Annotated in this window: 5 protein-coding genes; all 5 read right to left on the bottom strand. The window is 39.8% G+C overall.

Features of this window, described 5'->3' with window-relative positions; all coding sequences use genetic code 11:
- Positions 1–54: 54 nt before the first annotated feature.
- The 5 genes from L6469_RS09675 to L6469_RS09655 all read right to left on the bottom strand — a co-directional run bounded on the left by L6469_RS09675 (position 55) and on the right by L6469_RS09655 (position 14,354).
- On the bottom strand, positions 55–3,831 hold the full coding sequence (locus L6469_RS09675; RefSeq protein ID WP_223918752.1) for a malectin domain-containing carbohydrate-binding protein: 3,777 nt from the start codon (positions 3,829–3,831) through the stop codon (positions 55–57).
- Positions 3,832–3,973: 142 nt separating this feature from the next.
- Positions 3,974–6,646: a glycoside hydrolase family 20 zincin-like fold domain-containing protein gene (locus L6469_RS09670; protein ID WP_006281873.1), complete on the bottom strand. Its 2,673-nt coding sequence runs from the start codon at positions 6,644–6,646 to the stop codon at positions 3,974–3,976.
- A 3-nt stretch (positions 6,647–6,649) separates the two neighbouring features.
- The gene (locus L6469_RS09665; RefSeq protein WP_039869972.1) at positions 6,650–10,402 is read right to left on the bottom strand and encodes a family 78 glycoside hydrolase catalytic domain; all 3,753 of its coding nucleotides are present in this window, start codon (positions 10,400–10,402) and stop codon (positions 6,650–6,652) included.
- 51 nt (positions 10,403–10,453) lie between these two features.
- A complete protein-coding gene (locus L6469_RS09660; protein WP_006281875.1) occupies positions 10,454–11,917 on the bottom strand; it encodes a glycoside hydrolase family 140 protein in 1,464 nt (487 codons plus the stop codon).
- 25 nt (positions 11,918–11,942) lie between these two features.
- Positions 11,943–14,354, bottom strand: a complete 2,412-nt coding sequence (locus L6469_RS09655) for a glycosyl hydrolase family 95 catalytic domain-containing protein (protein ID WP_006281876.1) — start codon at positions 14,352–14,354, stop codon at positions 11,943–11,945.
- Positions 14,355–14,707: the final 353 nt, after the last annotated feature.

Here is a 14,707-nt window from a genome sequence, read left to right as displayed (position 1 = left end):
ACTGTTTTTACTGTATCAAAACTACACAAATATTATATTTAACAGCAGTATCATTTATTGTACTTCTAATGTTTCAAAATCAAGTTTACCTGCATTTGAAAGAATAACTTGATATACACCTGCGTTAATCTGAGTTGCTGTCGTTGTGCTCACTGTCTTAAACTTCTTTGGAGTTGGCGGGAACGTTATCTCAGCATCACGCATAACGACATGCTTACTATCGATAACCCGAAGACGAGCCTTAACAGGAGCTCCTGTTACATTTTTATAACGGAAACGAAGAGCATACTCTTTTGCCACACCAGGAGTAATTTTCCATTGAGCTTTTGCAATCTGATTATATTTCACAGTAGGGAAAGCATCAGCTGACTGTGGCAACTTGTCCTTTGGATAAGTAGCCAACGTATCAGTATCAAGATTTGCCCAGTAATGTGAAGACAAAGTACTAGGTAATGGAGTAAAGTTTTCAACATTACCTTTTCGAGCTATAGCGAGAGCACTGATTACAGCTTCACCTACTTTCACCTCCGGAAAATCGATGACCAACTGACCATTCGTCACACGAACCTCTACAGTATATTTGTAAGCTCCTGCATAACCAGCTTCAGCCCATAAATCAACATCATGAAGTACAGTATTACCATTAATAGCAACATCAAAGATGCGTTCACCTTCACAATCCATTTTAGCTCCATAACGTGCCCCCCACCATGGCTCTGCCATATAAAGCTCCACACGGTACAAACCATCAGGAACTGCAAAATGATAGTTCAGACGATGACGGCCCCAACGATAGGTTTGGAAAAGAGCATCATCTGTTGTACCATGAATATCGTCATTTATACGTCCTTGACTGGCCATGAATGGATTTAAACCAAATTGCTGTGACCATGACGAAGAATAAACGGTATCATCTTGCATCCATAACTGGCCATACTGATCTGTGTAAGCATCACCACCACAGTTGATACGATAGAGATAAGTATAATCTTGCCTTCCCTTCAAATCAACCGGATGACGGTCGGCTGCCGTTGGAGTCAACGTATCCGTTTCTGCAGGAGTAAAAGAGTTACGATACGCATAGAAAAGTTCAGTAGGCTGTTCCCAAGGGGTTAGTAAACCTTTATAATTAAAAGGTCCCACCTTGTCTATCATACGAAACGCCTCATCAGGCTGTACACGTCCAGGATTCTCATGGCTCACGAATACCCACTGAAAATGTCCACATACACTATCACGAACAGAAAGTGCTTTTTGACTCTTGAGCATCAGCAATTTTAAAGCAGAATCTTCTGAATACTTATGCGAACCACGAAGTCCAAAAGTACGCCATGCACCATATTCCCCATTAAGCAACTGATTAGGTTGCATTAATTCTTTATCGTAATGATCAGCAGTTCCACCATAAGTACCACTCCAATTTTGAATCACATTCCAATCAGTTCCTTCACCACCATTACAAGTAGTAATAGCACGCTGATCTTGACAAGTAGGATCCATTTCACGAATGATAGCACTGCATTCCTCTGCAAATTCCTTAGGTAAAATACTTTCATTTTGCAAGCCCCAGAGAATAACACTCGGACTATTACGACGCTCTTTAATCCACTGACGTAATTTGGACTTAAAGGCTTCACGGAATTGAGGAGTATCATACCAGATATGAGCTGAGAACTGACTCCAGAAAAGCATACCTTGTTCATCAAGCAACTGCTGATAATAAAGATGATGTGGCTGATGGGCCTCACGGAAAGCATTAAAGCCAGCCTGACGCATCATCTTAACACGGGCCGCCACCTGTTCTTTGCTGAAGGCATGACTGGCTCCAAAAAGATGTTCATAATCACAGGTACCATTGATAAAGACTTTTTTCCCATTAAGAAGGAAGACATTCGCACTTCCATCTTTGCGATGCAATGGCCATGAGATAGAACGGATACCAAACTCTGTATTGATTTCATCAGTCGTTGTTCCTCCCTCACGTTTAATCATTGATGCTAAACGGTAGAGATATGGATCATCAAGGCTCCATAGATGAGGATTCACGATAGCCGTCTGCTGACGAATAGTCTTGGTCTCACCAGCTTCCAGGTGTACTTTCTCTGTCAAGCGGAAATAGGTCTTACCACTCGATAAATTAAGTTTATTTACCAATTCGATATCAACAGGCTTACTGCTATAGTTTTTCACATCTGTATCAACAAAGACACTATCACAAGCAGCATTGTTCCAAATATGTACGCCAAATGGTTCTATACGAACTTCATCCGTCTCGATTAAAGTAACAGGACGGTAAATACCAAATGGCTGCGAACCTTCACTAAAGCCCCACTCTGAAGAACATCCGCCACAAACCCATGGAGATGCGGTCTGATATGCAGGATGATCTACGAGTACTTCTAATTGGTTTTCACCAGACTTGATATATGATGTTACATCAAGAGTATAGGTCGTTCTACCTACCAGTTCTTTCTTATAAGTATGGCCGTTGAGAGTAACCGTAGCATAAGTACCTACTCCCTCAAACTGAATAAAATACTGTTTACCTTCTTGTTTTGCTAGTGTAAACACTTTATTATACACAGCAGAACCATGTAGATTTCCATGTTTCAGCTGGCGATAGCCATAATAATCATCCAGGTTATTTGGTAGATTACACTGCATCACACCCATCTTCTTCGTAATAGAGTCTTCAGAAGTCTTCAAGAAGCGAACCTGCCAATTCTGATCTAAACTAACCAACGTACGTTTACCCTTCTTGTCTGGTTCTGGGAAATCCACATTCGAGCGTCCCATAGGAGCACTGGTAGCCACAGCTATACCACGCTGACCTTCACGATTCACCGCACAATAAAAGTGGTATACCACTCCACCATGCTTCACGACACAACTCTTATGAGCAAAAAGATTATCATACGGTTTGGTTGGATATACTAAATCTGCACCTTTCCAATCCTGCCAATGAATTAAATCTTTACTGACAGAGAATGTATTATAGGCGTCATATTTACGTTCCGGATTATATGCCGAGAAATAAAACATGACATAAAAAGGATCTTTGTCGATGTTTTTATCTGACATACGTACAATTTGAGCATCACCAGTAATAATGCCTGGCGCCTCATGGAAATATACAGGATTTCCACCGTATCTCTCCCACTTCTTCAAATCATTACTCAAAGCTATTCCGATACGCTCGGCTTTCATGTTATTAGCAGGATTTATTCCACCTGCATTATAAAACATGATAAACTTCTTACCCAACTGTTTACGTTTATCAAGATAGATGGTACTCTTATACTGAACCAGCTTCTCCCACCACTGTACATCCTTATCGAGAATACTCAACAAAGGTGTATCTGAAGAATTCCATTCATGCGCCTGAGTAATAGAAGATTTTGTCCACGCCATACCTATATTCAAAGGTTCGCGAACGGCTTCATATCCCGTACCATGTCCACCGATATACGTCATCCAATGCTTGCCGCGATAAGACTGCATTTCATAACTTCCACCCCAAGTCCAATCTATGAGTGATGGAAATCCTCCTCGCTGATTCATATCCCAACCACTGTCCTTATAAGACAACAATCGACCTAGGGTTTTCCAATGTAACAGATCATCACTTTCTGCCATCCAAGTTTCATACCCTCTACCATCTAATCCACTTTTGCCATTATAGCATACATAGGTCATATACCATTTGCCATTTTCTTGATAAACGGTAGGACAGTCTATCTGATGATGGGTATCCTGAGGGGCCACCACCATACCATACTTATAAGGTGACTTTACTTCTTGATAGATTCGTTCCATTGCCGCAGAAGACATGACCTGAGCATGAAGAGCCTCAGGAAGGAACAAAAGAAGAAAAATAATCGATTTTGAAAAAGATTTCATACTATATTTGTATATGTAAAGAACGACAAGCGAGTTGATGAACGCATCAACCGACTTGTCGTTCCTTTATATTTTAATAGAATAACCAGTCGATGGCTTTATCAGCTCCAGACAGACCTACTTCACGAGGTTTTATCTTATCTGAAGTGTAACCCAATACCAGAATAATACCCTTTGGTAATAATAGAGTATGATGACCTGGTTTAAAGGAATATGGATGTACATTTACCTGTGGCATACCATCAATACGAATTGCTGATGTATAAGCAGGCTCAGCCTGTCCATATTCATTGGCTGTAGCATCTATCTCTAGTTTTGGAGCTTGTGCATATTTAATCTGGTCATCTCTGAAGTAACCTACTAGCAGTGTTACATTTTTATCACAAGTGAAATCAAGTTTGACAGCCTCTTGCCGCTGCTGATTTGTACTGAAGACATAAGCTTTCAAACCATCTAACTCTGGAGCATAGTCGGTTACCACACTATCTAAATCAGAGAAAAGACGTACTCCTTTTTTCAAAGTAACCGTCTTAACATCTTTAGGAAGAGTTACCTTAGCAGGTTTCAAACTTCTTATTACCTCTTCTTTTTCAGTATAGGTACCAGCCTCCTTAGCTTTAAGCATAGCGATATTCTTCTTGAAATCTACGATTTCTTTTTCATAGACTGGTAACATCTCCTCCCAATGCTTGTATTTGCCATCATCACCTCCGATAGGAATTCTACGCATGGAAGTCTGCATACTGTTAGCATAAAGATAACTATCTTTTGTCAAATTTACCAATCGACGATAGTAATCCAAACTCTTTTCCATCAAAGGCAAAGCCGCATCCAGTTCCTTAATATCTTTACCCCACTTATAGTTGAGTACATGCTGAGCAGCCTTTACCTTCCAACCAAAAGCATAAGCAAAGGCCTGATAGCACAACATATCATTCTGGATACGCTTAAACTCATCTTTGTCAGAGGTAACTTGGCCGGCAACAGCATCTATTGCTGCAACAGCCTTATCCCCATGAGCCATTGCTTGCTCTATGATATCCAATGGCAACTCACCGTTATGAGCTTCATGCTTCCATTCCTTCTCAACATATTCTATGAGTTTTTCACCTTCAGGCCCACAACTTTCATAAAAGCCTGGATAGATCGTATATTTATAAGGATTGACAAGCTGTGCCATCTTCATACCCAAGAGTAAGGTTTGACGGTTACCCTCTGTAATACCAAAACGACGTAAGAGTTTTGGAGCAATTTCTCCACTTTCCTCATAAGCCTTACGGATACCATCACCTGTATTAGCTCCATATTTGGTATCGAGAATACCATCCCAATAAACGATTTCATCCTGACGATTACGATGACAGTTCCAAGCATAACGACCCCATGTCTGATACCACATCCAATCTCGGTCAAGCTGATTTTCACGCTTACCATCTGCTAGTTTATCTGCACTATAAGGCCAGTCCCAATATGAAGCCTGTGGATAAATATGAAGAGCATTAGCATGATGAACATTATGCATAGCTTGAGTAGCTTTCTGGACAAAATCAGGTGAAGACCAACGGAAAGGTTCCAGGTTGGCCAATACATGAACATTCTCAATATGTGTAGAACCCAAAGAAGCCAAGTCTGTGTGAATTTTAGCCCATGGACCACGTGGTTCATAAGTAGTAAGAGATTCTCCATTATACTTATGCATTGTATAAAGATTGCGATAGAGAGGCAATGCAGCATCCATCACCATCTTACAATCTGTATCGTGGGCACGAAGAAGCAAAGGTGGCTCATCAGTACGTCCCAAAGCTTTTAAACCATCTTTTACTCCTGGGATAATCGTTTTGGTAAACCATTCCACATCATCCTCATAAGTATCCATAGCTTCACCCAGACAAGCTAATAAACCTACATTCGGATACTTCTCGATAAAGGCTGCAATACTCTTACGGGTATAATCGCTAATGAGAGGAGTAATCGGACGGTGACGATCTTGTGTCTTCAAACCATAATGTTCTGCAAAAGGTTTACTCAAAAGAATATTATAAAACATCTGGATAACAAAGATACCACGCTTATCAGCTTCATGAGTAAGAAAAGAAAACATTTCTTCATTTTTCTTGAAGGTTGCATCGTCCACCTCTACAGCAAATGGATAATCTTTAAGCTTTACCAAAGAAGCAAACGGATGACCATTCCAAAGATAAAGTGAATTCATACGATTATCTACAAGCATATCCAGATACTTGATCCACTGAGCCTTATCATAGAACCAAGGGAAAAGTTCTGGGGTATACGGATATTCATATACCGCACGACCTGGAAGAAGATAAGGTTTCTGAATGCCCACGCATGAGCCTCGAAGAACCATCTCTGGTGCATCTTTGATTTCACGAGGTAAATTCAAATTTTTATGTTGCCGTACATAATCTGCAATCTCATTACAAGCATAGATTACACCAGTACCATCATTACCTATTACCAAGATACGTTTACCTTTGGTTAATATCGTAAAACCTTCTTTCTTCAAACCTGCGGTATCTTTGGCTAGAGACAAATCGATACGATAATCACCCTTCTTGCCAACCACAGATTGATAGCCTAAAGCCGATAATTTCTTTTGCAAATATTGCGCAGCAAATTGTTCACGATTACCTGCTTTTTTACTCATCGTAATACCTACGGTCTGTGCCCAAGTGAGTGAGCTTACACCCAAAAGAACAACCGAAGCTATATACCTTAATATTATCATGTCTTATTTCAATAGTTTTAAATTAATTTTTTTGTATGCAATACGCTCTCTACGCCAAGTATATACACAGTGAAGATTACCATCCTTACCCTGGATAATAGCTGGATAAGAATATTGGCTAACAGGACTATCCTCAAGTGTAAGAGAATGATGCCAATGTTCGCCATCTTCGCTGACAGCAATACTCAATGGAGTACGAGGACCTTTCTTGGTACCCATCAAGGTTTCGAAATTATTATAAATAAGTACATGACGACCATCTTTCAAAGTAACAGCATCTGTACCACTTTGATTATTCTCAACCTCAGAGAGTTCTACTTTGCTCCAAGTTTCACCATTGTCTGAACTGTATGATTTCGCAAGTTTAGCATTATGACTACGCATCAAGACCATCAATCGACCATCCTTAAGCTGAAGAATACTTGGTTGGATACACTTAATAGGATGTACCTTTTGGTCATCGGTTAACACAGCATCCTCTGCTTCTATCGGACCAACATATTTCCATTCCTTGGTTTTAATATTATAGATTTCAACATGGAATTTCCACCAGTCACCCTCTGTACTTGAAGGACATAGCAAACGATCACCTATCAATACAGGCTTATTCTTTACAGGACCGATAAAACCCTTTGGTAACATTTCACGTTTGCTCCAGGTTTTACCACCATCCTTAGATTTAACAACCCATCCCTGCCAGTCAGAGATTTCCTCTGCTATCTTAAAGAAGCACCATATCTCTCCATCAGGCATAGTAAAGAGAACAGGATTCCAACAAGCTTTACGAGCTTTGTCTGTACTATTGAGTGGACGATGTAGATAATCATCTGTACCATCTGCAATCATCATTGGAGCCTCCCACTTATCAGCACCCTTTGGTTTTCTGCTTACCCAAATACATACATCAGGATTTTTCTCTTTTGTTCCACCAAAGTAAGCTGCAAGCAGGTCACCATTTTTCAACTCGGTTATAGTAGAGGCATGAGCCTGAGGGAAAGACGTATACTCATAGAGGAACTGATCTTCCATGAAAGCCTCATCCTTGACAGGCATTATCACATCATAAATATATCGACCACTTTCAACGGTCTTTCTGCTTCCATCTGGGAATACAAGTTCTGCATCTGTATTGACAGGCACCTCAACTTCCCAATGAACTTTCTTACCATCTTTTTTCCAATTACTAACCACCTTACCATATGGGGTAACATAAGAGGTATTAGCATGGAAGCAATTCGGTATTTCAAAACTTGGTTTTAGCAACAGATGCTTATAAGCGATACTATTCTTCTGCTGTTGGATACCACCTACATACTGATAGCACCAAGTTAGCAAATCGCCCAAAAGCATAACATGATTACCAGAATTCATTGCAGGATCAGCTTTATCGCCATTCCACAATTCCCAAATAGTAGTAGCTCCATTTTTAACCATATATCCCCAAGATGGATAAGTAGCATTGGTAGCCAACATCCAAGCAACATCAGCAAAGCCATGATCAGAGAGTCCTCTGAGCAACCAACTTATACCGATAACACCACAAGTAACATGACCTTTTCCTGGAGTGATAATATTGTCTACTATCTGCTTTACGATATCACTCTTTACACTATCAGGAACTATACCAAAAGCAAGTGGCAATAGATTAGCTGTTGCTGTATTATTACCATAATAAGTACTATCTGGATAAAGCACATGACCAGGACGAACAGAAGTGCCTTTCTTTACAGTCAGGTATTTTTTATTAAAAGCTTCAGTCATTTGAGTATACTGTTTTTTCCAGTAAGCTGCATCTTCGGAAAGATTCTGTAATTGAGCAAATTGTTCCAACAACTGCATCACACGAACACCATAAGCTGTAGCGATGAGTGAACCATCGGTTACACGTTTAGGATCCTGACTGTGAATCAATTCCAATTTTTCAGGTGGTACACACCAATCACCATATTTATCTTTGGTAATAATACCATCCTGTGTATTTTCATCAAGCATATGAAGCATCCATTTCTTCATATACGGATAAGACTCTATGATCGGTTGCTTATTACCATACTGTCGATAAAGCATATCACAACCAAACGGCAAAGCAGCAGGCCACGTCATATCGTCGGTATAATAATTCCAAAAAGCAGGAGCAACATCTGGTATGACACCGTCTGAACGCTGAGACTCACAAATATCGCGCATCCACTTGGTGTAGAGGCGTTCATTGTCAAAGAGGAAACTTTCGCCCAAACTACCTACAGTACGGTCACCCAACCATGGCTGACGCTCATTACGTTGTGGACAATCTACAGGCATACCTTTATAATTATCTTTCACACCCCACCAGGCATTCTTCATAATTTGATTCAACAAGGTATCAGAAGTTTCAAAAGTGCCAATTGTAGTCATCTTATCGCCAACCATATAAGCTAAGAAATCCTCCTTCTTCGCATTTTTTACACCAGAAACTTCAACATAGCGGAAGCCATGATATACAAAAGTTGGACGCCAAATCATACCCTTTTCCTGCCCATTGCAGACATAGATATCCTCAGAATAGGCATTGCGAAGGTTATCACGATAAAGCGAACCATCCGCATTAAGTTTCTCTGCATATTTCACACGAATAGTATCACCCTTGACACCACGAACTTTAAGTCCAACCCATCCTGCCAAGTTTTGACCAAAATCGAGGATATAGTTATTCTTATGCTTCTTTACAGATATCGGCTGACCATAAATTTCTTCGGTCATTGTAGGAAGCATATGTGATTTAAGAGTACCATCAGGAATTGAAGTACGATCAGCCTTACGCCATTTGCTATCATCAAAACCAACCTGATTCCATCCAGTTAACTGCATACGGGCATCATATTCCTCACCATCATACTCATTAGTATTACGAATAGGACCATTGGCTGAGAGCTTCCAGTCTGTATCCGTATTCCATCGTTCTGTCTTGCCATTAGCATACTCTACAAGAATGTTAATACGGCATTTTGGCAATCCGAAAACAGGAGCCTTATAATATTTTTCCTGACGCATAGGGAATACACGTCCAGCAGCCAATGAGATTGCTATAGCATTTTTCTGCTGAAGAAGAGAAGTGATATCATAAGTCTTATAGAGAATCGTTTTGCGATAATCTGTTGGAGAAGGAGTTAGTGCTTCATTTCCACCAACTTGCTGACCATTAACATAGAATTTGTAAAGACCAAAACCTGCTACATAAGCAAAGGCACGCTTCACTTCGTTTTTGGCTGCAAATTCTTTACGAAGATAGCGAACAGCAAGACGAGGATGAATACCACGGCACTCTCCTGGTTGAAGTTCCTCCAAGCCTATCCATCGGCCACCCCACTTTGACTCAGTAAGCAAACCGATGCTAAACTTCTGAACAGGGCTCCACCCTGATTTTCCCTTATTAGTAGCAACACGTGCCTTCCAATAAACCAACTGATTGCTTACCAGAGCTTTACCCTGATAAGCAATCGCTAATTGTTGGGCGCTCTGCACAGATGAACTGTTCCAGAGATCACCCTCATTATTATTCAACTTTGCTTCAGAAGAAGCAACAAGAATTTGATATTCAGTCTGTTTAACTTGCTTCTTATCTGATTTTATTTTCCACGAAAAATGAGGTTTCACGACATCTATACCCAATGGATTAGTTAGATGCTCCACCTGTAAATCATAGATTTCTACTTGAGCTGCCTGAACAGTAAAGGCCCAGAACAACAAAGCTAAAAATATATTCAGTTGCTTCTTCATCATCTTCTATTGCGTTTTACCTGCGTACACTATGTAATATTTGAATTATCCTTACTCATTTAAGTCTCTTTTTTTATCGGCCAGACTGATACCCGAAATTTCCTGCTGATCTATAGTAAGATACTTTTTGCTAGCGTCTACAGCTATTAGTACACCATCAGCAACCTTCTTATTACCACGGCTTGGAGTATACCGGTATGTTTTATCTGAAGATTGACCTAAATAAGTAAGTTTACCTGTAGCTGCATCCATCCACCAAAGCTGTTTCTTTTTACCTGAAATCTTTTTCAGATTTATCTCGATAGGATTACTGTTATAATCGTACACCAACATATAATCATTACCACGGGTAGCAATCAGTCTGTCGTAACGAACCCCATTTTTACCCAAAAGCACACTCTGGTCTGGAATACGTTCAAAATAAGGAAAACTCAAAATCAAATACTTAAGATATTTCATTTGATTAAAACCAGGATCTTTCAATCCTTGATACCATGCTTTCTCAGCCCCATCACTACCATAACTGGTAGGATAACCCGGTTTAAGCATCTGCATAATAGCATTATGACCATAAGTATGCCCAAAACTTCCAGCAAACACACTCCAATAAGCATAACGGCGAACATCATAATCCATCCATCGCTCTTCATTTGGGTCGTGCAAACCTTTAGGAATATCCTCATAACTAGGTTCATCATCAAGGACAGGTTTTATCGGCTTATAAGCCCAAGTAGAGTCTACATACATCCAATTATCCTCTTCTGTATTATCTGGGATAGGATAATCTTTATTACCCATACGCTGACCATATTTACGATGACCACTCTGGAACATATGGAAATCGAGCCAAGAAGCTTTACTCCACCATTTAGCTGATGTATAACGACCACGAGGATGATAAGTCATCAGATGATGATGATCGAGTCCCTTGATCGTTGTTGCTAAAGCATCCCATACCTCTGGACGAATATCACCCTGAATATCACCACCGATAATCCAGATAATATTAGGACAATTCTTATAACGTTCAGCCAAGAAACGACCATAAGTCTTAGCCTCTTCTACATTCATATGGCCATCTTTGACAAGACCACCCCAAATAGGCACCATACCAATGTATATACCATTTTGCTGAGCAAGATCTACGATATAATCGAGATGATCCCAATAGGAATACACTCCCTTTGGATCTGCAGCGTCCATATTCCAACCATCAGGGTTGGATGATTGACCATAAATATTATACGAAGGAACTCCATTGAGCACTTGTATCTGTACCATATTATAACCAGCACGGCGACACTGCATCAGATAATATTGCGCCTCTACGCGATCAAGTCGTTCAGGAAGGAGCCAGCCTGTTTCACCCAACCAGAAAAAGGGTTTGCCATTTTTAAACTGCAAATATCGATTATTGGCAGAGACCTGCAATTCTCCATTATCCCATGGCTTATTCTGTGCATGCAACGTTGTCAACGAGAGCATTGCCAGGATTGTCAGTATGTATTTACGCATATTAGTTGTTATAATTTATTCTTGTTTACAGTATTTTTATGATTTCACCAGCTTTTGTTGATATATCATACAGGTAACTCTTGGGCAAAACCACTTTATTTAGTTTTACCTGGGCAGAATTTAGAACCTCTTTTTTATCATATAAGCAGAATAAAGCATTAGGATTTTCACCTTTAGCTTTCTTCAAACCTTTGACTGGGGCATTAAGACGAAGGCGCAAATTACCACCTACCTTAGACTTGATCACCAATTTGGTAAGTTTGCCATTCTTCCATGCCATATCTACGATTTCAAAACCACCACGAGCAACGATACCTTTTACCTCACCATCCTTCCAAGCATCTGGTAAAGCTGGCAAAAGTGCGACACAACCATCATGACTCTGCATCAACATTTCTACAATACCAGCAGTACAACCAAAATTACCATCAATCTGGAATGGTGGATGAGCATCGAAAAGATTACGATAAGTACCACCCTTCTTCTTGTTCGTACCAAAAGCTACAAATCTATCATTTGTCAGAGTAAGCTGATTATGAATCAATTTATAAGCATGATTACCATCCAAGAAACGTGCCCAAAGACATACCTTCCATCCCATTGACCATCCTGTTGACGGATCACCACGGTGTATCAAAGAGGTACGAGCTGCGTCAAATAATTCAGGAGTACGATATGGAGATATCAGATTACCTGGGAACACTCCATAAAGGTGGCTAACATGACGATGGGTATCCTCAGGATCATCCCAGTCTTTAAGCCACTCTTGTAACTGTCCCCATTTTCCAATTTGCATCGGAGCCATTTTCTTTAATCGCTCTGCATAATAACTTTTAAGCGTATCATCCACACCTAGAATCTGTGAAGCAACCGACACACTATTGAAGAGTTCATGCAATAGCGTGTTATCCATAGTTGTACCATAAGTAATAGCAATCTTACCATCCTTAGATGGATGATAATTCTCAGGAGAAACCGATGGAGAAATAACCAACCAACCATGCTCAGGTTCAGGTATCAACATTTCATCTAGGAAAATAGCAGCACCCTTCATCAGAGGATAAGCCTTTTTCAAAAACTCCTTATCGCCAGTGTAGAGATAATGTTGCCAGAGATGAGCACAGAGCCATGCACCTCCCAACATCCACATACCACTGGAAGCATGGTCGATTCCACCAGTTACACGCCAAATATCAGTATTATGATGTAATACCCATCCGTCTTTGCCATACATCATCTTAGCACTGATACTACCACTTTCACTCACTTCACGAATGAGTCGAAATAAAGGTTCATTCAAATCTGAAAGATTAGCAATTTCAGATGGCCAATAATTCATTTCCAGATTAATATTAGTAGTATACTTACTATCCCATGATGGCCATACACGATGATTCCAGATACCTTGCAGATTAGCAGCTTGTCCTCCTGGTTGAGATGAACAAATTAGTAAATAACGGCCAAAATTAAAATAGGTGGCTATCAAACCATTGTCATCACGATGAGCAAAATTGATAATACGCTGATCTGTAGGTTCATTCTGATATAAATCTTTACCTAAAGACAGTGACACACGATTCATGAAACTCTGGAATTTTGCAATATGTGTCTTTTTACTTTGCTCATAATTCTTAGCAATAGCCTGACGGAGAATCTGCTCAGATTTGGCTACTTCATCACCACTGATATCTTTGTAATTGACAAAATTTGTCGCAATAGAAATATAGATGGTAGCCTCATCCGCATTTTCTACCGTGATTTCTCCATCTCGCGAAGAAGCTTCTTGGCGAACACCATTCTTCATGGTCTCACAGAGCATACGCCCCATGAAACGCACTTTACCTTTACAGCCTTCCAACTTACCACTTACACCTTCAAGAATAGCTTCATTCTTCTCACTGCGAATTAATATTTCCTCTTGAGGAGTAGAATAATGAGCACCAAAAGTCAGTTTACCAGGCTTTGAAGCTGTAAGATGAATAGTAATAACGTTGCTATCAAAAGACGTAATAACTTCTCGACGATAAGTTACGCCATCAACAGTATAGGTAGTAACAGCAATTGCAGAATCTAAGCTCAATTCTCTACGATAATTGGTATATCTTAGAGCATTTGGAGTAGTGATATATACATCGCCAAAGGTTTGATAAGCCATACCCCAATTGGTACCCGACATGACATTATCGTTAGCCATTTTATCAGCTGTATGATATCTACCTTCAAAAAGAAGTTGCTGAATCTTGGGTATTGCGTTCAAAGCTTTCTTATTGGCATTATGATTAGGTTGTCCTGTCCAGATTGTCTCTTCATTCAACTGGATATGTTCTGTACTAGGTATACCATATACCATAGCACCTAGACGACCATTACCTAATGGAAGGGCATCAGTCCACACCTGTGCCGGCTCATTATACCACAACTTATATTGGCCATACATAGGCAGCACCGAAAGAAACAGTCCCGCAAGGGCACTAAATGCTTTTGAAATAGTCATATACATCAAAATTATATATTCTGTAGACGAATAAGATGTGTATTTGTCACTGAAAAATGAGAGAAAAATCCATATTGTGAAACGGGCTTTTTTTATTGGGAACAAAAAATATTTAAGCAAAATTTCAACTCTGAAAGTTTTTCAACTATTACTGAATGATTTCCGAGCAACTATCATTATTTTGTCGCATATTATACTTTTATTGTCGCATAAAAGGGAAAAAAAATATTGTCTGATTAATCGTATTATCGTATCTTTGCAATATCAAAAAAACAAAGTTGATTATTCGCAAACAT

This window comes from Segatella baroniae B14 (assembly GCF_022024235.1).
Lineage (GTDB): Bacteria > Bacteroidota > Bacteroidia > Bacteroidales > Bacteroidaceae > Prevotella > Prevotella bryantii.
Note: the sequence above shows the minus strand (reverse complement) of the source record. Positions and strands in the feature narration are given on the sequence as shown.

Coding starts and splice junctions, on each gene's coding strand:
- L6469_RS09655 (WP_006281876.1), bottom strand. CDS start 14,354: ATGTATGGCCAATATAAGTTGTGGTATAATGAGCCGGCACAGGTGTGG.
- L6469_RS09665 (WP_039869972.1), bottom strand. CDS start 10,402: ATGAAGAAGCAACTGAATATATTTTTAGCTTTGTTGTTCTGGGCCTTT.
- L6469_RS09670 (WP_006281873.1), bottom strand. CDS start 6,646: ATGATAATATTAAGGTATATAGCTTCGGTTGTTCTTTTGGGTGTAAGC.
- L6469_RS09660 (WP_006281875.1), bottom strand. CDS start 11,917: ATGCGTAAATACATACTGACAATCCTGGCAATGCTCTCGTTGACAACG.
- L6469_RS09675 (WP_223918752.1), bottom strand. CDS start 3,831: ATGTCTTCTGCGGCAATGGAACGAATCTATCAAGAAGTAAAGTCACCT.